General features: G+C 34.2%; 22 protein-coding genes. 15 read left to right on the forward strand and 7 right to left on the reverse strand.

What is annotated here, in order from left to right; all coding sequences use genetic code 11:
- The first annotated feature begins 40 nt into the window (after window positions 1-40).
- The 4 genes from FA045_RS00425 to FA045_RS00440 all read left to right on the forward strand — a co-directional run bounded on the left by FA045_RS00425 (window position 41) and on the right by FA045_RS00440 (window position 4,153).
- Window positions 41-2,410: a S9 family peptidase gene (locus FA045_RS00425; RefSeq protein WP_136873311.1), complete on the forward strand. Its 2,370-nt coding sequence runs from the start codon at window positions 41-43 to the stop codon at window positions 2,408-2,410.
- A gap of 537 nt (window positions 2,411-2,947) precedes the next feature.
- Window positions 2,948-3,580: a peroxiredoxin gene (locus FA045_RS00430; protein ID WP_136873313.1), complete on the forward strand. Its 633-nt coding sequence runs from the start codon at window positions 2,948-2,950 to the stop codon at window positions 3,578-3,580.
- Between the two features lie 8 nt (window positions 3,581-3,588).
- Complete coding sequence (locus FA045_RS00435) at window positions 3,589-3,903, forward strand: thioredoxin family protein (RefSeq protein WP_136873316.1); 315 nt, start codon at window positions 3,589-3,591, stop codon at window positions 3,901-3,903.
- A gap of 1 nt (window position 3,904) precedes the next feature.
- Window positions 3,905-4,153 carry a DUF6952 family protein gene (locus tag FA045_RS00440; protein ID WP_136873318.1) on the forward strand — a complete coding sequence of 83 codons (249 nt, stop codon included), beginning with the start codon at window positions 3,905-3,907 and terminating at the stop codon, window positions 4,151-4,153.
- A 158-nt stretch (window positions 4,154-4,311) separates the two neighbouring features.
- Here FA045_RS00440 and FA045_RS00445 read toward each other — a convergent pair whose 3' ends face one another.
- Genes FA045_RS00445 through FA045_RS00455 form a run of 3 tightly spaced genes read right to left on the reverse strand, consistent with a single transcriptional unit; the run spans window position 4,312 to window position 6,937 of the window.
- Complete coding sequence (locus FA045_RS00445) at window positions 4,312-4,761, reverse strand: GNAT family N-acetyltransferase (protein ID WP_136873320.1); 450 nt, start codon at window positions 4,759-4,761, stop codon at window positions 4,312-4,314.
- A gap of 28 nt (window positions 4,762-4,789) precedes the next feature.
- Window positions 4,790-5,422, reverse strand: coding sequence for a PepSY-associated TM helix domain-containing protein (locus tag FA045_RS00450; RefSeq protein ID WP_136873322.1), 633 nt, complete (start codon window positions 5,420-5,422; stop codon window positions 4,790-4,792).
- Window positions 5,423-6,937, reverse strand: a complete 1,515-nt coding sequence (locus tag FA045_RS00455) for a DUF2271 domain-containing protein (RefSeq protein ID WP_136873324.1) — start codon at window positions 6,935-6,937, stop codon at window positions 5,423-5,425.
- A 736-nt stretch (window positions 6,938-7,673) separates the two neighbouring features.
- Here FA045_RS00455 and FA045_RS00460 point away from each other — a divergent pair.
- The 5 genes from FA045_RS00460 to FA045_RS00480 all read left to right on the forward strand — a co-directional run bounded on the left by FA045_RS00460 (window position 7,674) and on the right by FA045_RS00480 (window position 15,110).
- Window positions 7,674-8,309, forward strand: a complete 636-nt coding sequence (locus tag FA045_RS00460; RefSeq protein WP_136873326.1) for a GIN domain-containing protein — start codon at window positions 7,674-7,676, stop codon at window positions 8,307-8,309.
- Window positions 8,310-8,602: 293 nt separating this feature from the next.
- The gene (locus tag FA045_RS00465) at window positions 8,603-9,277 is read left to right on the forward strand and encodes an MCP four helix bundle domain-containing protein (RefSeq protein ID WP_136873328.1); all 675 of its coding nucleotides are present in this window, start codon (window positions 8,603-8,605) and stop codon (window positions 9,275-9,277) included.
- Between the two features lie 132 nt (window positions 9,278-9,409).
- Entirely contained in the window at window positions 9,410-11,275 is a 1,866-nt protein-coding gene (locus FA045_RS00470; RefSeq protein ID WP_136873330.1) for an ABC-F family ATP-binding cassette domain-containing protein, read from the forward strand.
- Between the two features lie 198 nt (window positions 11,276-11,473).
- Complete coding sequence (gene mnmG / locus FA045_RS00475; RefSeq protein ID WP_136873332.1) at window positions 11,474-13,336, forward strand: tRNA uridine-5-carboxymethylaminomethyl(34) synthesis enzyme MnmG; 1,863 nt, start codon at window positions 11,474-11,476, stop codon at window positions 13,334-13,336.
- A gap of 133 nt (window positions 13,337-13,469) precedes the next feature.
- Window positions 13,470-15,110: an Ig-like domain-containing protein gene (locus FA045_RS00480; protein ID WP_136873334.1), complete on the forward strand. Its 1,641-nt coding sequence runs from the start codon at window positions 13,470-13,472 to the stop codon at window positions 15,108-15,110.
- A gap of 43 nt (window positions 15,111-15,153) precedes the next feature.
- On the opposite strand, the gene FA045_RS00485 is transcribed toward FA045_RS00480, so the two are convergent.
- Entirely contained in the window at window positions 15,154-15,663 is a 510-nt protein-coding gene (locus FA045_RS00485; RefSeq protein ID WP_136873336.1) for a gamma carbonic anhydrase family protein, read from the reverse strand.
- A gap of 85 nt (window positions 15,664-15,748) precedes the next feature.
- On the reverse strand, window positions 15,749-17,335 hold the full coding sequence (gene nadB, locus FA045_RS00490) for an L-aspartate oxidase (protein ID WP_136873337.1): 1,587 nt from the start codon (window positions 17,333-17,335) through the stop codon (window positions 15,749-15,751).
- A 446-nt stretch (window positions 17,336-17,781) separates the two neighbouring features.
- Here nadB and nadA point away from each other — a divergent pair, with 446 nt between their 5' ends.
- The 4 genes from nadA to FA045_RS00510 all read left to right on the forward strand — a co-directional run bounded on the left by nadA (window position 17,782) and on the right by FA045_RS00510 (window position 20,688).
- Window positions 17,782-18,780 carry a quinolinate synthase NadA gene (gene nadA, locus FA045_RS00495; protein ID WP_136874371.1) on the forward strand — a complete coding sequence of 333 codons (999 nt, stop codon included), beginning with the start codon at window positions 17,782-17,784 and terminating at the stop codon, window positions 18,778-18,780.
- Between the two features lie 84 nt (window positions 18,781-18,864).
- Entirely contained in the window at window positions 18,865-19,902 is a 1,038-nt protein-coding gene (gene thiL / locus FA045_RS00500; protein ID WP_136873339.1) for a thiamine-phosphate kinase, read from the forward strand.
- Between the two features lie 15 nt (window positions 19,903-19,917).
- Window positions 19,918-20,388, forward strand: a complete 471-nt coding sequence (locus tag FA045_RS00505; protein WP_136873341.1) for a nucleotidyltransferase substrate binding protein — start codon at window positions 19,918-19,920, stop codon at window positions 20,386-20,388.
- Entirely contained in the window at window positions 20,389-20,688 is a 300-nt protein-coding gene (locus FA045_RS00510) for a nucleotidyltransferase domain-containing protein (protein ID WP_136873343.1), read from the forward strand. It abuts the gene before it with no gap.
- A gap of 117 nt (window positions 20,689-20,805) precedes the next feature.
- Here the strand turns inward: FA045_RS00510 and FA045_RS00515 are convergent, their stop codons facing one another.
- Window positions 20,806-22,071: a DNA recombination protein RmuC gene (locus tag FA045_RS00515; protein WP_136873345.1), complete on the reverse strand. Its 1,266-nt coding sequence runs from the start codon at window positions 22,069-22,071 to the stop codon at window positions 20,806-20,808.
- Between the two features lie 77 nt (window positions 22,072-22,148).
- Here FA045_RS00515 and purU point away from each other — a divergent pair, with 77 nt between their 5' ends.
- Window positions 22,149-22,988, forward strand: coding sequence for a formyltetrahydrofolate deformylase (gene purU, locus FA045_RS00520; protein WP_136873347.1), 840 nt, complete (start codon window positions 22,149-22,151; stop codon window positions 22,986-22,988).
- A gap of 266 nt (window positions 22,989-23,254) precedes the next feature.
- Here purU and FA045_RS00525 read toward each other — a convergent pair whose 3' ends face one another.
- Complete coding sequence (locus FA045_RS00525; RefSeq protein ID WP_136873349.1) at window positions 23,255-24,394, reverse strand: NAD(P)/FAD-dependent oxidoreductase; 1,140 nt, start codon at window positions 24,392-24,394, stop codon at window positions 23,255-23,257.
- Window positions 24,395-24,479: 85 nt separating this feature from the next.
- Here FA045_RS00525 and FA045_RS00530 point away from each other — a divergent pair, with 85 nt between their 5' ends.
- Complete coding sequence (locus tag FA045_RS00530) at window positions 24,480-25,175, forward strand: zinc metallopeptidase (protein WP_136873351.1); 696 nt, start codon at window positions 24,480-24,482, stop codon at window positions 25,173-25,175.
- The last annotated feature ends 45 nt before the right edge of the window (window positions 25,176-25,220 follow it).

Below are 25,220 nucleotides of genomic sequence, written 5' to 3' on the forward strand. Positions count from 1 at the left end.
TCGTTCCTCGTTCGAAATGACGGTTAAATAAATAATGAAAATGAAAAAATATCTAATCTACCTTCTCTTTTTATCATCCATTGCTCAAGCGCAGCAACTGGCGCCATTGAGTGTTCAAAAAATAATGCGAGATCCGAAATGGATGGGCGTTGCGCCAACAAATTATCGTTGGTCTGCCGATAGCAAAACTGTTTTCTTTAGCTGGAACCCAGAAAATAAGGAGAAAGATCAATCTTATAAGGTAAGTGTTGCGAGTAACAAGCCAGAAATAACAGAAGACAATGCAGCTGAAAAGGCAGCTCCTATCAATTATATTTATAGTAGAGATAAAGCATTGGGATTATTCGAAAAAGGTGGAGATGTTTATCTCTACAACTTCAAATCGAAAAAAGAAACCCGCTTAACGAACACAGTTGATAGAGAAAATGGAGCTTACTTTTTATACAATAACGATGTAATTTACCAAAGAGGTGATAATTTATTTCAAGTTAATTTACAAACCAGTGAAAATAAGCAGCTCACCAATTTCATTAAAGGTAAGCGCCTTGCATCATCAGAAAGAGCAACAACATCTACACAAGATGCTTGGCTTAAAGCTGATCAAACAGCGCTTTTTGATATCATTAAAAAGAAAAATCAAACTGGTGGTAGAGCTCAAGTTGCTGGTGGTAGGCGTTTTGGAGCAGTAGATGTGAACCAAAAAACCATTAAACCAATTTATCTCGAAGACAAGTTTTTGTCAGGTTTGGTGGCTAGTCCGGATGGTATGTATATTAGCTATCGACTTACTGCTCCAATAACTAATAACCACAACACCATTGTACCCAATTACGTAACGGCGTCTGGTTATACAGAAGATATTCCTGGGCGTGCTAAGGTTGGGGAGTTCTTAAATACCTCAGAAAGTTTTATTCTAAATACCGAAAAGGATAGTGTTTATTCGGTTAAAGTGGCGCAAATTCTAGGCATAAAAGATTTGCCAGATTATGTTAAAGATTACCCAAAACAATTGGAAGAACGTACCAAGAAAAACGAAGACCGCAAAGTAACTTTTGGCGCTCCAATTTGGAATGAAAATGGAACAACAGCCATTATTACTGCCGATGCACAAGACAATAAAGATTTTTGGATTTTAAAGTTAGATGCTAAAACAGGCAGCGTTAGCGTTTTAGATCGCCAACGTGATGAAGCTTGGATTGGTGGCCCAGGCGTTGGTCGTGGCATCAACTGGATAGACAATAACCGTTTCTATTTCCAAAGCGAAGCAACTGGTTACTCACATTTGTATACATTTAATGTTGCCAATGGCGAAAAGAAACAGTTGACTTCTGGTAATTGGGAAGTACAACGCCTACAGCTTTCTAAAGATAAAACTACCTTTTACATCAGTGGCAACAAAGAACACCCAGGAATTACCCATTTTTACAAACTAAGTGTCAACGGTGGCGATTTAGTTCAAATTACTTCCATGAAAGGCGGAAATGAAGTTACGCTTTCGCCTGACGAAAAATGGTTGGCTATCAACTACTCTTACATGGATAAGCCTTGGGAATTATACATTCAGCCAAATAAACCTGGCGCTAAAGCAGTACAAATTACCAAATCTACAAGCGCCGAATTTGACAGCTACAAATGGCGCCAACCAGATTTAGTTTCTTTTAAAAATCGTTATGGCGATGATGTGTATGCTAGAGTTTATCCAGCTGCAAATCCGCACCCAAATAAACCTGCCGTTGTATTTGTGCATGGAGCTGGATATTTGCAAAACGTACATTTTTGGTGGAGCCAATATTTTAGAGAATACATGTTTAACAATATGCTTGCCGACAACGGTTATACGGTAATTGATATCGATTATACCGCGAGTTCGGGTTATGGTCGTAACCACCGCACAGGCATTTATCGCCACATGGGCGGAAAAGATTTAACAGACCAAGTTGATGGCGTGAAAATGTTGGCAGAGAAATATGGTGTTAATCCGAAAAATGTAGGCTTATATGGCGGCTCTTACGGCGGTTTCATTACGTTAATGGGCTTGTTTAATGCTTCAGAAACTTTTAGAGCTGGTGCGGCTTTACGTTCGGTTACAGACTGGGCACATTACAACCATGGTTATACTTCTAATATTTTAAACGAGCCATTTAATGATCCAGAAGCGTACAAAAAAAGCTCACCGATATATTTTGCAGATAAGTTGAAAGGAGATTTAGTGATGTTGCATGGTATGGTTGATGTAAATGTTCACTTTCAGGATATTGTGCGTTTATCACAACGTTTTATAGAGTTGGGTAAAGACAATTGGGAATTGGCTGTTTATCCAGTAGAAGACCATGGTTTTGTAGAGCCAAGCAGCTGGACAGATGAGTACAAACGTATTTTTAAACTGTTTGAAACAACGCTGAAGAAGTAATTCAGTTATCAGTTGGCAATTTTCAATTTCAATAAATTTCAATAAACCTCGTAGGTTTTAAAAACCTACGAGGTTTGATGTTAAAACACATTCTATGGCAATCTAATATAAATGGATTGATTTGAAAAAGATTGGTAGTGCTTTTGGCTAAACCCGCCCCGCCCCCGCTTCTGCCGATGAAAAATCGGCATCTCGCTAAGGTCGGGTTTACATATCACAGCAATTGGTTCTTGGGCATTTTGCAACCGATCATAGTGCTTCAAAACGCTAAAATATAAACCCTATTGAAACGAATGCCGATTTTTCATCGGCAGTAGTGAAAAGAGGGGCTGCAAATGCTATTGTTTCATAACATTGTTTTCCAAAGCTTAATCAAAATGCAAATTTCCTTAAAATAGACAAAAACTAATCATATTTTTGGAAGTATAGCTTTTGTCTATAACACTATAAAGATTAAGTATAAGCAATAAGTTTATCTGCATTGCTTTTGGCTTTAAATAACCTTACCTTTGCGGCACGAAATAAAAAATAATAATTATGGCATTTGTAGGTAAAAAATTCCCAAGCGTTAGTATTGATGCAATGTCCGAAATGGGCGATGATTTGAAGATCAATATATTTGAAGAAGCAACAAGTAAAAACAAAAAAGTATTGTTATTCTGGTATCCAAAAGATTTCACTTTTGTTTGCCCAACAGAATTACATGCATTTCAAGCTGCTTTGCCTGATTTTGAAAAAAGAAATACAATTGTTATCGGTGCATCTTGCGATACAAACGAAGTTCACTTTGCTTGGTTAAATACTGCAAAAGATAATGGCGGTATAGAAGGCGTTACTTATCCTTTGTTAGCTGATACACACAGACATTTATCAACAATCTTAGATATTTTAGATCAAGAAGTTGCTTATGATGAAGATGGAGCAGAATCATTTACTGGTTCTAATGTTTCTTACCGTGCAACTTATTTAATTGACGAAACTGGTAAAGTTTTCCACGAAAGTGTAAACGATATGCCATTAGGTCGTAACGTAAAAGAATATTTGCGTTTAATTGATGCTTATGCTCACGTTCAGAAACATGGTGAGGTTTGTCCGGCAAACTGGGAAGAAGGAAAAGAAGCAATGAATGCAAACAGAACAGGTGTTGCTGAATATTTAAGCGCTAACTAATTAAAATTATGTTTTTAGAATTAACTGAAGATAATTTGCAACAATATCTTACCGATAACAAAAAGGTGATGGTACAATATGCTGCATCGTGGTGTGGTAACTGCAGAATTATGAAGCCAAAGTTTAAAAAAATGGCTGCTGAGAATGAAGATGTTGCCTTTTTAATTGTTGATGCAGAAAAATATCCGAACTCAAGAAAGTTTGCCAACGTTGATAATTTGCCAACTTTTGCAGCTTTTGAAGCGGGTGCTTTGGTAGATCAAGTGCAAACCAACAAGGTTGAAGGATTGACAGAATTGTTTACTAAAATTAGCCAGAACTAAGATGAAAATTCCAGTAATTAGACAGTTTTTTCAAAATAGCACGCCTGAGCAATTGGAATCTACTTTAGAAGTGCTAGAGGCTTTTTGTGAATTTAGAGGTGTAAATGAGGCCGAAATAGATGTGGCGGGCGAATTAATTACCAATATTTGCGGAGCTTTAGAAGTTCATCAAATGGTAAAAGATGGCACTGCAGAAAAAGACGCCTTAAATGCTTTCGGACAAAAAGTAATGGGTTCGATAGATCGATAATCAAAATCATCAATATATAGTTTAAAAGCCACGAGAAATCGTGGCTTTTTTTGTAGTATAGGTCGTCATTGCCAGCTTGACTGGCAATCTTAATAAGGTGGAAGGGTAAATGTGTATCGCATTACGATTCCCGTTTTCACGGGAATGACGAAATTTAATTACCTCTCCAACACCATCTCAATATGCGGAATACCATCCTCTAAAAACTCATCGCCTTCGGCTACAAAGCCAAAACCTTCATAAAACTTTTTAAGGTAGAGCTGTGCGCCAATTCTAATTTTATTTGTGTGATAAGTTGCTAAAGTTTGTTCGATGCTTTTCTCTAACAAAGTAATGCCAATACCTAAGCCTCTGTAAAAAGGCGAAGTAATTACGCGACCTATACTTGCTTCTTCAAATGAAATACCTGCTGGAACTAAACGAGTATAAGCAACTAAATTATCGTTATGCCAAGCCATTAAATGTGTAGATTTTAAATCTTTGCCATCAATATCTTGGTAAACACAGTTTTGCTCAACCACGAAGACTTCGCTGCGCAGTTGTAGCACACTGTAAAGCTCGGCGGGAGTTAATTCATTAAAAGACTTATAAATCCAATTTAGTAGCATTTTATTTTAATATAGAACCGATGGTAAATTAAGGAACAAAAATAACATAAATCAAATAGCAAATGATCAATCCGATTACGCCACTAACCAAACCAGCTACTCTTCTCTTTTTCATGAAAAGCAACAAAATTAATCCGCTTAGCGAAACAAGGATTAAAAATATGGCCGAAATATCAATAACCCAAGCCCAGCCTGAGCCCGAATCGCGACCTTTGTGCAAATCATTCATCACGGCAACGGCACCCATTTTAATTTCTGAAGCTTCATAAGCGCCATTCGCTCTGTCAATAAATACATCAAAACCGTAGGCAGGTCCTTTTAACGATACGCTAATTTCGGTCTCATCAATTCTAATCTCGCTTACAAATCCTTTAGCACTATGCTTCTTCCTAAAAAATTCTACAATTTCTAGTTTAGCAACCTTGTTTGTATCTGGATTATTTACCCAATTGATATTTAGTTTGCCATTATATTTTGTTTCTATCTGTTTATCGCCGCCAAACCAAGTAGGATGATTTAAAGTTAAGCCGGTAACAGAAAAAAACAACACAATAGCAAAACTTACCATTGATAAATAGATGTGCAACCAACGAGAAAGTTTGGCCACTTCTTTTTTAGGATTATTCGCTTTTACAGGTTTTTTATTAGCAATCACAGTCATCTACTTTTTACGAAAATCGAATGTTACGTTTGAGATTTCTACATTGCCTTTATTGGATACTTTTTTAGTAGCCTTTTTTAACTCCATTGTTTGGCGCAAAATTTCATCAGTACCATGTTCTTTAGAAGTTTCTATATTGATGGTATAATTACCTTGCGGTACAAATTCTCCATTATCGGTTTTACCATCCCATTTAACGGTATACTTACCCGGATTACGAGTTGCCCCTGTAACCGAAGCATAATTTTTATTATCGGCTTTAAATTTTACGCTATTAATTTTGTACCAATTCCTTAAATCGGGTACCCATCTAGCTTTATTAAACCACAAAGCTAAATTTCTAACCGCTTCCTTTTTATCATTTTCTACCCAAATTGCAGTAAATGGGCGGTGACTATTACCTGCAATTTTATTAAATTCAAAATTAATGGTTAATTCATATTTAGGATCCCAAGCTTTTTCTGATCCAACCATAATTGCCTGAACATTGTTTTTTTCTTCTTTTTTAGAACGATCTACAAATAAGTTCCAATTTTTACTTTCCACCATTTTACCACCTTTGGTAACTACCAAATATGCAACGCCTTCAATTGTTGCTGCTAAATTTTGTGCTTCGCTTAAAGAAAGCACATTAAATGCAGTTGCCAAAGCGCCCGCATCAGTAGCATTATTGGCAATTACGGTTGCACTAATTACACCAACTACAGGTTTTGCAGTACGTGGATCTATAATATGAGCATACCACTCTTTGCCGATCTGGTTACCTCTTCTATAATTTCCACTTGTGGCAATTGCTTTATTGCTCACCAAAAGCTGTGCTAAAGGAGTGTTGTTTTCTGCGTTGGCTAAAGGGTTTGTAACATTTACAGCATCCAATACATCACCTTTAATTACCAAATCTCCTCCAATATTTACCACAGCCGAAGTAATATCTGCTGATTTTAAAGCCGCATCACAAGCTAAATTAATGATATAGCTTTTCGCAAATGTATTCATTACCAAAGGCACGTTTGTTAGTCTAGTTGCTGTTAAATTTTTCTTATCTAATTGATAATGTTTCTGTTGCATTAAACTAACTGCTGTTAGTAATTGGGCTTTTGATGGTAAAACATTTTTGCTGGCTGCGGCAGTCCATAATTGGTTTGCAACTGCTGCTGATGCGTTTAAAGCTCCACTGGTTCGTTTTTTCCAATCATCAAAAAGGCTTAGCATATTAAATAATTCTGCTGAAACTTTTACCGGCTTGTTCAATTCATGTCTCATCCAGTTATTAAATTCGCTATTTTGATCGTAGGCACTCAATACGGCTGATAATCTATCAATTTCTTTCAAGGCAGCCTTTTCCGCATTTTCAGCATCGGCTTCAGTGGTAGCTGTAAATTTAAACTCTAATGATGTACCTAATACATTTTCGTAATTAGCAACATAAAGCTGCGCTTTTGTAGGTTTTGGCTTGTCAGTTTTAGGTGCAAAAGAAAGCAGCACAATCGTTGCTAAAGAGGCAAAAATTTTCATGGTAGTTTTATGGTTTAAGCAAAAGTAAAATCTAATTTGTATTCTCAATCTGTTTGTGACTATTTTTTTTACCAAATGGTTTAATGGCAGCAAGTAAACGCAATATTTTAATTTTTAGAAAATGAAAGTCTTGTGTGAATGGCGGCTTTCAGTCCCGTTGTTCGCTGTATCCCCCGATAAGCCTGTAACATATTTAAGCATACCATTAAAACCTTTAGTAAAAAGCTAACATCGGGGGTATGCCGCTGCCACCGGGTTTATTGTGAATGGTGGGTTTAAACCGCCAATAGATGCAGTCGGTTTGTGCTTAGCCCTGGGTGAAGCGGTACCCCAATCATTAAGTTAACAAGAAAATAAAAAATAATTGTCAGTCTGAGCGCCTGCCTGCGGTAGGCAGGCGCTCAGACTGACATCGTCACTAAACTTAATCACATTAAATGATTATCCCGCAGCAAAGAGCATAACGATGAAGCAAGGCGTACAAGCGAAATACAGGAACAAGTGGAGTGATTTAAACAGACTTTGCGCTCCAAAAGCAAAAATCATTTCGGTAGTTGTCTAAAAATTACATCGGGTTTGTCGAAATATTACAGGCGTTCGTCGAGAGTTACATGATGTAGGTATAATACAGGCAATTACGCTGCAACCTTTTGCGCTTGCAGCAGTCTTATATACGAAACCAGCTTAAAATAATTGGTTTAAAACAAACGATTTAAAAACATTAAAATATAAAGACATGAAAAATTCTATCAAAAATTTAGCAGCAGCATTAACATTAACAGGTGTATTATTTACTGGTTCTGCATTTGCCAACAAAACTACAGACAACCCACAAGTAACGGTTTTGGCCGAAGTTAAAAAAGTGAACAAAATTAATGTATCAGGTAATGTAGAAATAATTTTAGTACAAAGCGCCGATGAAAGCGTAAAGGTTTACGACAACTATTTTTCTAAAAATGCTTTGGTACAACAAAAAAATGGCGAGTTGCGCATTAGCTCTTTCGAAAAAGAAACTTTAACGGTGGTAGTTTATGCAGCTCAAATTAATGAAATTACCGCTTCTAATGATGCAAGCGTAAAAACATTCGGAAGATTTAGTGGACTAGATTTATCGGTTAACTTAAAAGATAACGCAACAGCCCAATTGAATACCAACACCATTAGCTTAAATACCAATGTAAATGGTAATGCTAAATTAACTTTAGCCGGCACTACTGAGACTTTAAATGCTATTTTAGGTAGCGTGGCAAAAGTAAACATGGATCAGTTTGTTGCGCAAAGCACAAGCATTAAATCAAATAACGTTATGGTGGCAAAAGCAAGTGTTGAAGCTTATGTTTTACCAACATCAGATGATCTTGTAGCACGTTAAAATTCATAACACATCATAAATTTTAGTTTAGTTTTAGTTTAAAAATGCAGGTGGATGTCTGCATTTTTTTTGCTTTATGGTTTTTCGACTATAGCTTATTTTTATCTATGATCATCTTTTCAGTTTATAAATCATTATTTATAAGTTTAGTATGTTTCAAACCACAGTTCAACACAGATTTTATTTTTAACTGAACCCTTCTATCTGTGTGCACCCTTTTTATATGAGGTAAATTTATCCGTTAGGTAAAGTAAATAACTTTGGTTAATTTGCAATGAACCAAATAAATTGTCATGAAAGCTACCCATTCTATTAAGCAAAAAACTAAAGTTGCTGTTTTACTTTTTTGCATTATGGTTTGCACCATTTTAATTAGGGTTTTAGAAGATCACAGCATTAAAAACATGGGTAATGCTTTTACTTCATTGTATAATGATAGGCTAATTCCAGCTACAGATTTATTCTATATTTCTGAAAGTATTTATGCCAAACGTTTTTTGGTTGATAATCATTTAAGTGCAACAACTATTGATGAACAATTGAGTGAAAAACTAGCCAAACATAATACAACCATCGATTCGTTACTAAAAAAGTATGAGCAAACATTTTTGGTGAGAAACGAGAAAAACCACTTGATACAACTTAAAAACAAATTAATTGAGAATAAAAAGTTAGAAGCTAAGATTTTGAATATTCCTATTGAGGCATCAACAGCCACTCTACTGGAGTTTAACAAAACAGCCAGCAAATCTTACCAACAAATATTCGAAAATCTAACTGCTTTAACCAAAATACAAACCAAAGTTGGCGAAGAATTGATAAAAGAATCCAAAAGCATTATCGCTGGCACTAATATATATTCGAATATTCAATTGCTTTTAGCTGTAGTAATCGGTATTTTAATCGTTTCTATCATGTTTACTTCGAATGTGATTAAGGTTAAGCAAGAGAAGTTTAATCTGAATTAAGCTATTTGGCAACTTGCCTTTTAGCAATTTTTAAGTAATTCTTTTGCCTCTAACTACTCCTATCGCCTTTACCAAAATTTTAATCCTTACTTTTGCAGTAATTTTCTCACACATTATTCGTTAAAAAACACTTTGAGCACATTAATTGCAGCCGAAGGCTTAGGCCATGGATACCATGATGAATGGCTTTTCAAAAATTTAACACTGGGCATTAACCCTGGCCAACGCGTAGCGTTGGTTGGTATAAATGGTGCTGGTAAAAGTACCCTTTTAAAATTATTAGCTGACCGATTTTCTCCGCTAGAAGGAAAGATTGTAAAAAATAAAGCAGTCAAAATTGGATTTTTAGATCAAGAACCTTCATTTCCTGATGGCTATTCAATTAGTGATTTTATTTTCTCCTTAGAAAATAAGCAGCAACAGCTGATTAAAGAATATGAGGAATTGATTGAAGATCCTAATCCGGATGAGAAAACATTAAACCGTTTATACGAAGAATTAAGCGAGCATAATGCTTGGGAATATGAGCACGAAATCAAAACGATTTTGAGTAGAATGGGCATTAATCATTTGCAGCAAAAAATTTCTACACTATCTGGCGGACAGAAAAAACGGTTGGCTTTGGCTAAGTTATTAATTGAAGACCCAGAAATTTATGTGCTTGATGAGCCTACCAACCATTTGGATATTGATACGATTGAATGGTTAGAAAAGCTATTAACTTCTGGTAATAAAACCATCCTTTTAGTAACACACGATAGGTATTTTTTAGATAATGTATGTAATACCATCGTTGAATTAGATCGAGGAAAAATTTATAATTACAATGGAAATTATGCCTTTTTCTTAGAGAAAAAAAGCGAACGTGAAGCTTCAGACGAGAGCACTTTTCAGAAGAATAAAAATCTATTGAAAAAAGAATTAGAGTGGATGAGGCGCATGCCAGCTGCTCGTACGGTTAAATCTCAATCAAGAGTTAATGCGTTTTATGATTTAGAGGACAAAACTAAACAACGTTCTGACAATCAAAAGGTTACGTTAAATGTGAAAATGTCTCGTCAGGGAAATAAAATATTAGAACTAAATCACATTGGGCAAACTTTTGACGATAAAAAAATCATCAATGACTTTACTTATGTTTTTAAGAGAGGCGATAGAATTGGTTTAGCAGGGAAAAATGGGACCGGCAAATCAACTTTGTTAAATATTATTACTGGTTTTTTAGAACCAGAAAAAGGGAATGTGGATGTTGGCGATACTACTGTTTATGGATATTATAAACAAGGTGGTTTAGCTTTTAACGAAAAAGAAAGAGTTATCGATATTGTTAAATCTGATGCCGAATATATTAAAATGGCAGATGGACAAACGATTTCTGCTTCTGCCCTATTAACACTTTTTCTTTTCCCACCTAAAAAGCAACATGGCATGGTAGAGAAATTAAGTGGTGGTGAAAAGAAACGTTTACACCTGATGAAGGTGTTAATGCAAAATCCGAATTTCTTAATTTTGGATGAGCCTACCAATGATTTGGATATCGATACGTTGAATGTTTTAGAAGAATTTTTAGAAAACTTTCCTGGGGTATTAATTCTAGTTTCTCACGATAGATACTTATTGGACAAAATGAGTGAGCAATTATTTATTATGGAGGGTGAAGGAAATGTAAGTATTTATAATGGTAATTATTCTGAATACCGCATTAGCTTAGATACGCCAAAAGAAAATCCATCTACTAAGAAAACTACTTTTGAAGAAACAAAAACTGCTTCCCCAACTAAAAAATTATCCTTTAAAGAACAAAAAGAATTAGATGAAATTGAAGAGAAAGTTGCTGAAAAAGAAAATGAAATAGAAGAACTTACCAAGTTATTAGGGATGATTGAAGCTACGGATTATTTGAAAATTCAAGAAACTTCAGCAAAGATCGATCTATTAAATAAAGAGTTGGAAGTAGTGATGGGGCGTTGGGTAGAACTTTCAGACAAGACAAATTAATAATATGCGCCAATCATATCTTATTGCCAAAATTGACGTAAGCGGATAATTTGTTTTATTCTTTAAATAGCCTACAATTAGTGCGTAATAGTAATGAATGCTTCAAAAAATTAGCAGTTGTTTCACGTGAAACAACTGCTAATTAAAATATATTAGGAATAAAATTTATAACGTTTCACGTGAAACAAATTAAATAAGATGTTTAAAGAGTACGATGTTATAGTAGTTGGCGCTGGTCACGCAGGCTGTGAAGCTGCTGCTGCCGCTGCCAATTTAGGCTCTTCTGTATTATTGGTTACCATGAACATGGAGACCATAGCGCAGATGAGTTGCAACCCCGCTATGGGCGGTGTGGCGAAAGGTCAGATTGTGAGAGAGATTGATGCAATGGGTGGATACTCTGGAATTATTGCAGACAAAACCACGTTACAGTTTAGAATGCTTAACAAATCTAAAGGCCCTGCGATGTGGAGCCCAAGAGCACAGAACGACAGGAAAAGATTTGCAGAAGAATGGAGACTGGCACTAGAAGCAACACCTAACGTGGATTTCTGGCAAGAAATGGTTGGCAGTTTAATTATTAAAAACAATACCGCTGTTGGCGTTAAAACCGCACTAGGAGTTGAGATTTTAGGAAAATCTATAGTATTAACAAACGGCACTTTTTTAAACGGAATAATACACATTGGGGAGAAAAAATTCGGAGGCGGTAGAACAGGCGAAAAATCTGCAACAGGTTTAACTGAACAATTAACCGAATTAGGTTTTGAAGCAGGAAGAATGAAAACAGGAACCCCTCCCCGTGTTGATGGCCGTTCGTTAAATTATAGCTTGATGGAAGAGCAATGGGGTGATGAAAATCCTGGACGCTTTTCTTATACAGACGTTGCAAGACCAGCCGACCAGCGTTGCTGCTGGATTACTTATACCAACGGTAATGTTCATGAAACTTTAAAAGAGGGATTTGAAAAATCGCCTATGTTTACAGGCAGAATTAAAGGTTTAGGTCCGAGATATTGTCCGTCTATTGAAGATAAAATTAATCGCTTTGCAGAAAGAGAAAGACACCAAATTTTTGTAGAACCTGAAGGATGGAACACTTGTGAAATTTATGTAAATGGTTTCTCAACTTCGTTACCTGAAGATGTACAGTATAAAGCCTTAACACAAATTCCAGGTTTTGAAAATGCAAAAATGTTTAGACCAGGCTATGCAATTGAGTACGATTATTTTCCACCTACACAGTTAAGTTTAACATTAGAGACTAAATTAATCAGCAATTTGTTTTTTGCCGGACAAATTAACGGAACAACAGGTTACGAAGAGGCTGCTAGTCAAGGTTTTATAGCAGGAATTAATGCCCATCAGAAGGTAAAAGACCAACATGAGCTAATTATGAAGCGTTCTGAGTCTTATATTGGCGTTTTAATTGATGACTTAGTTACCAAAGGAACCGAAGAACCTTATAGAATGTTTACATCAAGAGCAGAGCATCGTTTACTATTACGTCAAGACAATGCAGATATAAGACTCTCTCCTATTGCACACAAATTAGGATTGATTAACGATGAACGCTTAGCACTTGTAAATGACAAAATTGCAAACTCTGATGCTATCGTTGAATTTACCCGAAAACAGGGAATAGAAATGAGTCAGGCTAACGAGCTTTTGGAAACATTAGGAACTGCTGCTTTAAATCAAAATGTTAAGTTATTTAATGTACTAAGCCGCCCGCAAGTTGGTATTGAAGATATTAGAAAAGTTAGTAAGCCTTTTGATGAATTGCTGAGTAAATTTGATACAGAAACTGTTGAACAGGCTGAGATTAAAATTAAATACGAAAGCTATTTTGAGAAAGAAAATGAGATTGTAAATAAAATGCAAAAGATGGAAGATAAAAATATCAATCCAGATTTCGATTACAACAAACTTTTATCACTCTCAAAGGAAGCTCGTGAAAAATTACTAAAAATAAAGCCTAGAACTTTAGGCCAAGCATCACGAATATCAGGTGTTTCTCCATCAGATATTTCAGTTTTAATGGTTCATATCACTAAATAAAATATAAGTTGTTGATTTTCAATTATTTAAACAACAAAATTTAATGACTTATTTTTAAGCGATTTAACGCGTTTTTTCGTTTTCTAAATAACAATCTTCAAAAACTATATAAAATTAAACACAGCTAATAAAAATGGGCAAAATTAAAAGACAGCTTAGCTTAGGGTATTTTTATTATCTATTATTACTTGCCTGCTTAATTTACAGCTGTGCAAGCATACAAACGCCTCAAGGCGGGCCAAGAGATACCAATCCGCCCAAAGTTTTAAAGATGGAGCCGAAGGATTTGTCGACTAATTTTAGAGCAGAGAAAATTACAATTGATTTTGATGAGTTTATCAAATTGGCTAATGAGTTTAAAGAATTTTCTATTTCACCAGAAATGGAAAAACCTCCGATTTTAAAAGCTAAACTACGGAGACTAGAAATTGAGCTGCAAGATACCTTAGAAAAAAATACAACTTACACCCTAAACTTTGGTAAAGCAATAGCTGATATTACAGAAGGTAACTTCATCAAAAATTTCACCTATGTTTTTTCAACTGGCCCTACCCTCGATTCGCTAAGTGTTAGTGGAAATGTGAAAAACGCTTTAACTGGCGCAAATGAAATAGACGCACTAGTATTCATTTTACCTTTGGCTCGTGATACCATTTTCGGAAAAAGAAAACCTGCTATATATACGCTAACAGATAGTAGTGGAAATTTTAAGCTCAGCAATTTACGAAAAGACAGTTACAAAATTTATGCTTTGAAGGAAGCTGGAGGAGATAAAATCTATCAACAGTTTACGGATGAAATTGGGTATATTAAAGAACCCTTTGTACTCGATAAAAATATTGATACACTTAAACTTAACATATTTAAGGAGTTAGCTAAAGATTTTAGAATTGTAGACAGAAGATTAAATACTGATGGTAGCATCAATATGGAGTTTAATCAACGTTTAAGAAAACCTGAAATTAAGGTAATTGACCCCGCAGGAATTGATGCAGGAAAAATAGTACGGTTTACCAAAAACAATGATTCTCTTAAGGTCTGGCTTAAAGATTTATCTTTCGACTCTGTTAAAGTTGCCATAATTGATGAAGGTAAAGCTTTAGATACCGTTAAATTTACAAGATCTAAAAAAGATACTTACACCAGAAACATACAAGCTGGCGATAATTTAATTGGCAACATGCTCAATCCTTTTAAAGATTTAAAACTCAACTTTAACTTTCCTATCGAGAATATTGACATTTCTAAAGTGACCTTGTTAGAAGATTCTATACCCAGAAAAGGTTTTACACTAACCAAAGATAGTCTAGATATCTTATCCTATACTTTTTCTTATCCATGGAAAAAGAAAGAAAAATATATTCTTAAAATTGGAGAAAATGCAGTTACGGGTTTTCTAAATTCAAAAAATAAGGAAATTACCAAAACTTTTGACTTAGATGAATCTGATAATTACAGCTCATTATATATTAATGTAACCGTACCAGATACTACAAAAAACTACATCCTAGAATTGGTAAATGAAAAGAAAGAAATAGTTGTTGGCAGTCAACGTATTTTAAAAAGCGGGCAAGTAATTTTTGCCAATTACAAATCTGGTATTTACTTTGCCCGAATAGTTTACGATGACAATAAAAATGGATTATGGGATACTGGAAATGTAGCTCAAGGAATACAACCAGAATTGATTTGGTATGAACCTAAAGAATTTTCTATCAGAGCAAATTTTGAAAGAAGAGAGCAAATACTTATACCAAAAATTCCAAACCCCTAATAAGTTCTTTAACAACTGTAAATAAGTTTAACTGAAGAAAAAATTATTTAAACCATTCAGCATACATAATATAATTATCAGGTAATTTATTCAGTAAAGCCCTTTGCTCATCAGTAATGGGCTTTATTTTTTTTGCAGGTGTACCTGCGTATAAGTAACCTGTCTCGCAAATGGTGTTTTCCAAAACAACCGACCCTGCCGCAATGATGCAATACTCCTCAACTATGGCATTATCCATAACTATCGCACCCATTCCTATCAATACATGATCCTTAACCTCACAACCGTGTACAATTGCGTTATGACCCACAGAAACTCGATTACCTATATAAGTTGCTGCTTTTAAGTATGTAGCGTGTATTACAGCCCCATCCTGTATATTGCTATCATTACCAATGGTGATGCTATTTACATCGCCCCTAATTACAGCATTAAACCAAACAGAACAATTGTTGCCCATTACAACATCGCCAACTATAGTTGCATTTGGTGCAATGAAACATTTTTCTCCCCATTTTGGGTGGATATCTTTAACTGGTAGTATTACTGGCATTTTATTTAGTATTGAGATAAACTGGTTGTCAGTCTGAGCTCGTCGAAGACCCTTAGTAAATCCATCGACAAGCTCAGGATGACAACTATATAATTGTATCTATTAATTCTTTTTGATGCGCTGGATAATCTGTAGTGTAATGTAAACCTCTACTTTCTTTCCTAGCTTTAGCAGATTTAATGATCATATAAGCTACTTGAATTACATTACGTAATTCACAAAGCTTAACAGAAACTTTATTCTTTTTATAAAATTCTTCCGTTTCTTCATATAATAAAAATAACCTTCGCATTGCTCTATCTAATCTAAAATCAGAGCGAACAATACCAACATAATCACTCATCACTTTTTGAGTTTCGCGTAGGTTATGTGTAACTAAAATTTCTTCGTTAGATTGTGTTACACCCTGCTCATTCCACTCTGGAATTTCATCAGGTATAATATTATTTTTATAACTTTCTAACGCTGATAAATATATTCGATGTGCAAATACCGTTGCTTCTAACAATGAATTAGATGCCAATCTATTTGCTCCATGTAAACCTGTTGATGAAACTTCGCCGCAGGCATATAAATTTTTTATAGACGATTTACCATATTCATCAACCAAAATACCACCGCACATATAATGCGAAGCTGGTGTAACAGGTATAAAATCTTTAGTCATATCTATACCAATGGATAAACATTTGGCGTAAATATTTGGAAAATGTTTTAAAATATCTTCCTTATTTCTCATGGTAATATCGAGGTAAACAAAATCATCACCAGATTTTTTCATCTCATTATCAACAGCACGAGCTACAATATCACGAGGTGCCAAAGATCCACGTTCATCATACTCATACATAAATTCTTCTCCATTTCTTCTTCTCAATACACCTCCAAAACCACGTACAGCTTCCGATATTAAAAAAGAAGGATATTCACCTGGATGATACAAAGCAGTTGGATGAAACTGAATAAACTCCATATTTCTAACTTTTCCTTTTGCTCTATACACCATTGCCATTCCATCGCCTGTGGCAATAACCGGGTTTGTAGTATTAGAATATACATGACCAGCACCACCACTTGCCATTAAAGTAACATTTGCCAAAATCTTTTCCACATCGTTAAGCTCTGTATTAAAGGCATATATACCATAACAGTTAATATCATCACTACTTTTATCAACATGTTTACCAAGGTGATGTTGGGTAATTAACTCTAAACAAAAGTAATGCGTTAATATCTCTATGTTAGGATTTGCATGAATTTGCTTCAACAAAATACGCTCTATTTCATAGCCCGTAATGTCTTTAAAATGCAAAACTCTATGTTCTGAGTGACCACCTTCTTTAGCTAAATCATACTCCCCTGCATTGGTTCTATCAAAGTTAATTCCGTAATCTACAATCTCTTGTATTCTTTGTGGACCTTCTTTTACTACAATTTCAACAATTTTTTCATCGCATAAACCATCACCAGCAATTAATGTATCTTCAATATGTTTTTCAAAAGAATCAGATTCATCAACAACAACCGCAACGCCGCCTTGTGCATATTTTGTATTAGATTCATCTTCGTTAGATTTGGTAACAATTAACACTTTACCATGCTGGGCAGCCTTTAAAGCGAAACTTAAACCTGCAATACCCGAACCTATAACCAAAAAATCAGTTTTTCTCATTAAATTTAACGTAAATCAACAACATGTTAATAACATCATAAATAGTGTGAATAGAATGTACAAATTAAACTAACAACTATTTTTGAATGTTTAAAGCTAAGCTAAAAAGGTAATTTGACACAATCTTTTACATTATTTTTAAGCAACTTTGCATAGTTTATTAACTTTTTACACCAAGGTTAACAATACACAATTAAGTATTGATAAGTTTATATACTAAAAAGTATAACGTTGTAAATCAACCCAATTTTAAAAAACAAATGAATAATAAATGTTGGTAAGTATGTGATAACTTACATTTCACTATAAAAATTAAGAACTTACTCACACTACCAACACCTTAATAAGTAATAAGATTCTTCTTTATATAAAATAATTAGAATCTATTGTACTGTTGAAACTCGGTATCTTTACAAAAGTTAGCTGCCAATAAAAAAGAATTGATGATGACATTAGAAGTTTTAGAAGAATTAAATAAAAAGGGATTTGTTGATGAACACATTGATCCTACTTTAGATTTATTTGATGAAATTGAAAAATTAAAGAAGGAAAAAAATGCAGTAATATTGGCTCATTATTATCAAGAACCTGATATACAAGATATTGCAGATTATATTGGTGATAGTTTGGGTTTATCCCAAGAAGCAGCTAAAACCGATGCAGACATTATTGTTTTTGCTGGTGTACATTTTATGGCAGAAACTGCGAAGATTTTATCTCCAGAAAAAACCGTTTTATTACCAGATTTAAAAGCAGGTTGCTCTTTGGCTGATAGTTGTCCACCTCATCTTTTTAAAAAGTTTAAAGAAAAATATCCGGATCACCTGGTAATTACCTACGTAAATTGTACAGCAGAGCTGAAAGCTTTAAGTGACATTGTTTGCACCTCAACAAATGCAGTACAAATTGTGGAAAGCTTACCAAAAGATCAGAAAATTATTTTTGGACCAGATAAAAACTTGGGTGCTTGGGTAGCAAAAAAAACAGGTAGAGATTTGGTGTTGTGGAATGGTGCTTGTATGGTGCATGAAATTTTTTCACGTGAAAAAATTACCAAGTTAAAAGAACGCCATCCAAATGCTAAATTTGTTGCACATCCAGAATGTGAAGAAGCTGTTTTGGCTATGGCAGATTATATTGGTAGCACAACTGGATTATTAAAATATACCATTAACAATGATGCTCAGGAGTTTATAGTAGCTACAGAAAGCGGAATTATCCATCAAATGGAAAAAGCTTGCCCTACTAAAACATTTATTCCGGCACCGCCAAATAATAGTTGTGCTTGTAACGATTGCCCTTACATGAAAAGAAACACATTAGAGAAATTGTATTTGTGTTTAAAAAATGGATTGCCTGAAGTTACAGTACCAGAAAATATTATTGTAGCAGCTCGCAAACCGATAGAAAGAATGTTAGAGATTTCGGCAAGTTTAGGGTTGTAATTGAGAATTGTCATTCCGACTTCAGAGGAATCTCATTGGAGAGATCCTTCGCTGCGCTCTGGATGACAAAAATTAAAAAAAATTATGTTTGAAAATAAAGAACGCACAGCGATATCAGATTTAGGTGAATTTGGATTGATAAAACACTTAACAACTAACTTTAAAATACAGCACGAAACTAGTGTAAAAGGCGTTGGAGATGATGCTGCAGTATTAAATTTTAAAGATCAGGTATTGATTTCTACTGATTTATTGTTAGAAGGAATTCACTTTGATTTGGCCTACGTACCATTGATGCATTTAGGTTATAAAGCTGTTCAAGTAAACTTGAGTGATATTTATGCAATGAATGGAATTGCTACTCAAATAACTGTTTCAATAGGTATTTCGAGCAAGTTTCCTCTAGAAGCTGTAGAAGAAATTTACAAGGGAATTGAGCTGGCTTGTAATAAATTTAATATCGATTTAATAGGTGGCGATACCTCATCAAGTAAACAAGGATTGGTAATTTCAGTAACCAGCATTGGTCATGCAGCGGCGGAAGATATTTGTTATAGAAATGGAGCTGAAGAAGGTGATTTATTATGCGTTTCTGGAGATTTGGGTGGTGCTTACGTAGGTTTACAAATTTTAGAAAGAGAGAAATTAATCTTTTTAGAAAATCCACAATTGCAGCCAGATTTAGAGGGTAAAGATTACATTATTGAGCGCCAATTAAAACCTGAGGGAAGAAGAGATATTGTTGATTTATTAGCTCAGATGAAGATCAAACCAACAGCTATGATTGATGTTTCTGATGGTTTAGCTTCAGAAATTTTGCATATCTGTACACAGTCTGAAAAGGGCTGTACGTTGTACGAAGAAAAAATTCCGATTGATCCAATGACTTATGAAACCGCTCGTGAACTAGGTTTAGATCCCACGGTTTGTGCTTTAAATGGTGGAGAAGATTATGAGTTGTTGTTTACCATTAAACAAAGTGATTACGCAAAGCTGAAAAATGATGTTGATATCAGTATCATTGGTCATATCACCGAAAAAAGTGCAGGTTGTAATATGATTTCTAAATCAAATGTTTCTCATGAGATAAAAGCGCAAGGTTGGAATGCCTTTAAGGGATAAATTATTATTTTAATTATGGAAAAAGATATAAGATGGCTACAAAGGTTTTCAAATTATTCGAAGGCTTTCATTAAATTTTCTGAAGGAATTAAATATGTTAAAAGTAATTTTAAAACTGATGAATTAGAAAACTCAGAAGTTATTTTGGATGAAATTATCAAGGAAGGATTAATTCAGCGTTTTGAATATACGCATGAACTTGGTTGGAACGTGATGAAGGATTATGCTGAATATCAAGGTAATTCTGAAATAGCAGGATCAAGAGATGCAACACGAGAAGCATTTAAAATGAAATTAATTAGCGATGGAGATGTTTGGATGGATATGATAAAAAATAGAAACAGAACCTCACATACTTACAATAAAGAAACAGCTAACGAAATTTATAGATTAATAATTGAAGATTATTATCAAGCTTTTAATGATTTTCTTATAAAAATGGAAGAACTTAGATCTGGAATGCAAACTGATTTATTTAATAATTAAATGACTTACGGATTAACAGTTGATGAAATAAATAAAATTAAGAAGGTTTTTAAAAAATATAAGGAAGTTGATAAGGTAATTATTTATGGTTCTAGGGCAAAAGGAAATTTCAAACCATTTTCTGATATTGACATTACCTTTATTGGAGAAAACCTTAATCTAAAAACAATAAATGAAATAGCTGTTATTTTGGATGATTTAATGCTGCCTTATACATTTGATATATCAATTTTCTCCCAAATATCAAATCCAGATTTAATTGAACATATTAACCGGGTTGGGATAATATTTTATGAATAGGATCCCATCCTTCACGTGAAAAAGGGAATCATAATGCAATAAAAAGGTGTTATTTTCAAATAAATTAGCTAGTTGCATTACGATACCCAGTCAAGCTGGGTATGACGACTCTACAAATTAATCTCCATCCTCCAAAAACTTACTATCAATCTGTTTATTAGCTTTTGTCTTCGCTCCTAATTTTTTAATTTTTTCTACTTTTCCAATTAAATTACCATTACCAAATTGAAGCTTTTTAAAAGCATCATCATGTGCTTTTTGAGTTAGATTAAGGTGTTTGCCTATATTTTCCATATCGGCTAAAAAGCCAACAAACTTATCGTATAAAGCACCGGCTTCTTCGGCAATTTCAAATACATTTTTATTTTGCCTATCTACTTTCCAAATGCTGGCAATGGTGCGTAAAGTTGCTAAAAGTGTAGTCGGACTTACAATAACCACTTTTCTATCCCAAGCATAATTAAACAATTCATTATCGGCCTGTACGGTTACACTAAAAGAAGATTCTATTGGCATAAACAGCAACACAAAATCTGGAGAATTAATTTGATATAGATTTTGGTAATTTTTACCAGCTAAACCATCAATATGAGCTTTAACAGAAATTAAATGTTGTTTAAGATTAATTAATTTTTCTTCATCATTTTCTGCACTCATCATTCTTTCATAAGCAACTAAGCTAATTTTAGCGTCTACAATCAAATGTTTTTCATCAGGCAGGTCAATTATCACATCAGGCTGAAAACGGACGCCTTCGCTGTTAATACTAGCTTGAATTCGGTATTCTCTATCCTTTAATAATCCAGAACGCTCTAATACCCTTTCTAAAATAACTTCACCCCAATTTCCTTGTTTTTTGCTATCTCCTTTTAAAGCTTTGGTTAAATTATTAGCATCAAGCTGGATTTGCTTACTTTGATCCATCAACTGAAAAATAACTCCTTTTAATTGGCTTCTTTCTGCAGCTTCAGTTTGGTAAACCTTCTCAACCTTTTCTTCAAAAGATTTAATATTTGCTTTTAGCGGATTTAAAATCGTATCTAAATTAGTTTGATTTTGTGCAGTAAATTTTGACGATTTTTCATCCAGTATTTTATTGGCAATGTGAGAAAATTCTAAAGTAAATTTTTGTTGTAAATCTGTCAAGTTTTTTTGCTGCTCGTTTAATTTATCCTGATAAGAATTAACCAAAGCTTCTGCCTTAATTAAATTACTTCTTTCCAAATTAAAACGTTCACGTAAATCATTTAATTCATCGCTTAGTTTTAATTTTTCTTCCTTTAAATAATTGATGGTATCATTGCTATTAGTTGGTTTTCGCATCAATAATACAATCATCAACAATACAACAATAACTAAAGTTACAACTATGGCAATTTCCATTTGCTAATATTTTTATCAAAAATAATAAATATTGATTAGCTAAATTTTTATACTTGCTAAATCTTAATATTTATCTCATGAATAACCTCTTAATTTTAATCCAATGTAAAGATAGCGTTGGTTTAGTTAGCAACATTACCCGAATTTTAGCGCAACATCAATTAAATATCATCGCCATGCGAGAGTTTGTAGATGAAGCTGAACAAAAGTTTTTTACACGAATAGAATGTAGTGGAATAATTGATAATCTATCAGTTTTACAACAAGAATTAATCAACAATTTACCAACAGCTGCCGATGTTCGTTTAGTGCCAAAGGCAGAAAAAAGCATTGCATTATTGGTAACCAAAGAATTTCATTGTTTGGCAGATGTTTTGGTAAGAGCTCATTTTAAAACACTTGGAGCAACTGTAAAATGTGTGATTGGAAACCATGAAACTTTAAAAGATTTTGTTGAAAAATTTGATGTTCCTTTCTATTTTGTTTCTCATGAAGTTAAAAGCAAAGCTGATTTTGAGAACGAAATTACCAGTATTTTATCTAATTATGAGTTAGATTATATTGTGCTGGCCAAGTTTATGCGGATACTTTCACCAGAATTTAATGCACAATACAAACATCAAATCATTAATATTCATCATTCTTTTTTACCAGCATTTATTGGAGCTAGTCCGTATAAACAAGCTTTTGAAAGAGGTGTAAAAATTATTGGTGCAACTGCACATTTTGTAACTGATAATTTAGATGAAGGCCCAATTATATCGCAACAAACCATCCATGTAAATCATACTTTTGATGCCAAACAAATGGCGGTTGCAGGAAGAGAAATTGAAAAATCGGTGCTAAGCAAGGCACTTGAACAGGTTTTAGAAGACCGTGTTTTTGTGAGTGGAAATAAAACGATTGTTTTTGAGTAGTGAGAGTTCGTCCTGCTTAATTTATTTCAGCATCTGGCACGCAGGAAAGGAGGCTGTATCAGAATAGATTTTAAAGATTGATTGGCAGAATAATATTTTGTATGGTCGTCATTCCCGTGAAAACGGGAATCGTAATGCAATAAAAGTCAATGATTAGCCCTTATCAAGTGCATTACGATGCCCAGTCAAGCTGAGCATGACGAAACCGCCAAATTTAATTTTCTTAAAATTTTTAATTCTGATACAGCCTTGACGACAAGCAGGAATTACAAACTCTCCACCACCATCTCCCCTGCCTCTTCCCCAATAAAACTACCAATCGCTATACCCATTCCATTGCATCGCACTGCGCAAAAAACGTTGGGCTTTACTTCTTTAATAATTGGAGCTAGCTGAGGCCCAAAAGCCATAATTCCACTCCATTTATGCTCAATTTCAAAATCAGTTTCTGGAATAATAACTTCCTTTAATAATTGATATAATGAATTTTGCACCAATTCGGTCTCTCCAAACTCAGTGGTTTCTTCGGCTTTAAAATCTAAGTTTCTTCCACCACCTAAAAGGATGCGATTATCTACATTTCTAAAATAATAATAACCTTTATCGTAATGAAAGGTACCTTTTACCTTTAAGTTTTTAATTGGCGAGGTTACAATCACTTGTCCACGACCAGGAGAAACTGCCAAATTAGGCACCAAACCTTTAACAAAAGCATTAGTGGTTAACAACACTTTTTTAGCTATAAATTTACCTTGATTTGTTGTAATTGAACAGCCATCATTTTCTTCAAAAATAGCATCTACCATACAATTATTTAAAACCATCACACCAAGCTCACTACATTTAGCAATTAAAGCTTTCATCATTTTACCCGGATCAATTTGTGCCTCGAGTTGGCATTCTATTAAAGTTTCAACACCACTAAAACCGAATGAATTTATTTTACTACTTGCCTCATAGTAGGTGTCCTTTTTGTTTACAATATCTTCAATTAAACTATTAAAATGGCTAATTTTTGATACACAATCATTTGCCAAAGTAGACTCTTCATTTTTAAAAAGTTCATAACCACCATAATTTTCAAAAGCAATATTGTCATCTCCAAGCAAATTTTTAAGTTTCAACAAACCGTTCCATCGCTTTGAAATTAAGCTGTGTAAAGCATCAGTGCCACATAATTTTTCTTGTTCCATTAGCTCAGAAATACTTCCAAAACAGGCAAATCCTGCGTTCTTTGTGCTTGCTCCTGCTGGCAAAAACCCTCTTTCTAGTACTATAACGCTAATTTTTGGGTTTTTAGTTTTAATTGTAATTGCGGCATTTAAACCAACAATACCACTACCAATTACGATTACATCGGCACTAAAAAAGTTCTTTTTTTCCCAGTAGGATAAGTTAAATGACATCTCCACTAAATTTAAATATGCATAACTGATTTAAAGATGGGAACACTTTTTGATTTAACGAAAAAGAAAAACATACAAAATCGATATGGGAACCTATTTAATTTTAATTATCCCGGTATTGCTGTTGAGCATGTTTGTGCAGTGGAGATTTAGAAATAAATTCGCAAAATATGCAGAAATGCAACTCAACTCTGCTTTATCGGGCAAAGAAGTAGCCGAAAGAATGCTACACGACAATGGAATTTACGATGTAAATGTGCTCAGTTTAGAAGGGCAATTAACTGACCACTATAATCCAGAAACCAGAACAGTAAACTTAAGTACAGATGTTTACTATGGACGTAGCGTGGCAGCAGCAGCTGTAGCCGCACACGAATGTGGTCATGCCGTACAACATGCCAAAGCCTACAGTTGGTTACAATTTAGATCTAGCATGGTGCCAATTGTAAGCATTTCATCAAACCTTTTGCAATGGGTACTTTTGCTAGGTATTATGCTGATGGTTTTTAGTGGTTCGCCTATAGTTTTAGCCATTGGTGTAATTGGCTTAGCTTTGGTAACCATTTTTAGCTTTATAACTTTACCAGTGGAGTTTGATGCCAGTAAGAGAGCCTTAATTTGGTTAAAAAACAACAGAGGCGTTATGCAAACTGATGAAGAAAATGTACAGGCAAAAGATGCTTTATGGTGGGCTGCCATGACTTATGTTGTAGCGGCTTTGGGTGCTTTAGCCAATTTACTTTACTACGCATCAATGTTATTTGGTGGCAGAAGAGATTAAAAAATTACACAAATTAATTTGAAGAAAGGATGGTATAAATGTATC

This window comes from Pedobacter cryotolerans, assembly GCF_005116475.1.
In the GTDB taxonomy this organism is placed as follows: domain Bacteria; phylum Bacteroidota; class Bacteroidia; order Sphingobacteriales; family Sphingobacteriaceae; genus Pedobacter; species Pedobacter cryotolerans.

What these genes read in the sequence shown, in the direction of transcription:
- FA045_RS00505 (WP_136873341.1), top strand. Translation starts at nt 19,918, where the DNA reads ATGGAAAAAGATATAAGATGGCTACAAAGGTTTTCAAATTATTCGAAG.
- FA045_RS00525 (WP_136873349.1), bottom strand. Translation starts at nt 24,394, where the DNA reads ATGTCATTTAACTTATCCTACTGGGAAAAAAAGAACTTTTTTAGTGCC.
- FA045_RS00430 (WP_136873313.1), top strand. Translation starts at nt 2,948, where the DNA reads ATGGCATTTGTAGGTAAAAAATTCCCAAGCGTTAGTATTGATGCAATG.
- FA045_RS00460 (WP_136873326.1), top strand. Translation starts at nt 7,674, where the DNA reads ATGAAAAATTCTATCAAAAATTTAGCAGCAGCATTAACATTAACAGGT.
- nadA (WP_136874371.1), top strand. Translation starts at nt 17,782, where the DNA reads ATGACATTAGAAGTTTTAGAAGAATTAAATAAAAAGGGATTTGTTGAT.
- FA045_RS00425 (WP_136873311.1), top strand. Translation starts at nt 41, where the DNA reads ATGAAAAAATATCTAATCTACCTTCTCTTTTTATCATCCATTGCTCAA.
- FA045_RS00515 (WP_136873345.1), bottom strand. Translation starts at nt 22,071, where the DNA reads ATGGAAATTGCCATAGTTGTAACTTTAGTTATTGTTGTATTGTTGATG.
- FA045_RS00445 (WP_136873320.1), bottom strand. Translation starts at nt 4,761, where the DNA reads ATGCTACTAAATTGGATTTATAAGTCTTTTAATGAATTAACTCCCGCC.
- FA045_RS00465 (WP_136873328.1), top strand. Translation starts at nt 8,603, where the DNA reads ATGAAAGCTACCCATTCTATTAAGCAAAAAACTAAAGTTGCTGTTTTA.
- FA045_RS00530 (WP_136873351.1), top strand. Translation starts at nt 24,480, where the DNA reads ATGGGAACCTATTTAATTTTAATTATCCCGGTATTGCTGTTGAGCATG.
- thiL (WP_136873339.1), top strand. Translation starts at nt 18,865, where the DNA reads ATGTTTGAAAATAAAGAACGCACAGCGATATCAGATTTAGGTGAATTT.
- purU (WP_136873347.1), top strand. Translation starts at nt 22,149, where the DNA reads ATGAATAACCTCTTAATTTTAATCCAATGTAAAGATAGCGTTGGTTTA.
- FA045_RS00440 (WP_136873318.1), top strand. Translation starts at nt 3,905, where the DNA reads ATGAAAATTCCAGTAATTAGACAGTTTTTTCAAAATAGCACGCCTGAG.
- FA045_RS00485 (WP_136873336.1), bottom strand. Translation starts at nt 15,663, where the DNA reads ATGCCAGTAATACTACCAGTTAAAGATATCCACCCAAAATGGGGAGAA.
- mnmG (WP_136873332.1), top strand. Translation starts at nt 11,474, where the DNA reads ATGTTTAAAGAGTACGATGTTATAGTAGTTGGCGCTGGTCACGCAGGC.
- FA045_RS00435 (WP_136873316.1), top strand. Translation starts at nt 3,589, where the DNA reads ATGTTTTTAGAATTAACTGAAGATAATTTGCAACAATATCTTACCGAT.
- FA045_RS00455 (WP_136873324.1), bottom strand. Translation starts at nt 6,937, where the DNA reads ATGAAAATTTTTGCCTCTTTAGCAACGATTGTGCTGCTTTCTTTTGCA.
- FA045_RS00450 (WP_136873322.1), bottom strand. Translation starts at nt 5,422, where the DNA reads ATGACTGTGATTGCTAATAAAAAACCTGTAAAAGCGAATAATCCTAAA.
- FA045_RS00480 (WP_136873334.1), top strand. Translation starts at nt 13,470, where the DNA reads ATGGGCAAAATTAAAAGACAGCTTAGCTTAGGGTATTTTTATTATCTA.
- FA045_RS00510 (WP_136873343.1), top strand. Translation starts at nt 20,389, where the DNA reads ATGACTTACGGATTAACAGTTGATGAAATAAATAAAATTAAGAAGGTT.
- nadB (WP_136873337.1), bottom strand. Translation starts at nt 17,335, where the DNA reads ATGAGAAAAACTGATTTTTTGGTTATAGGTTCGGGTATTGCAGGTTTA.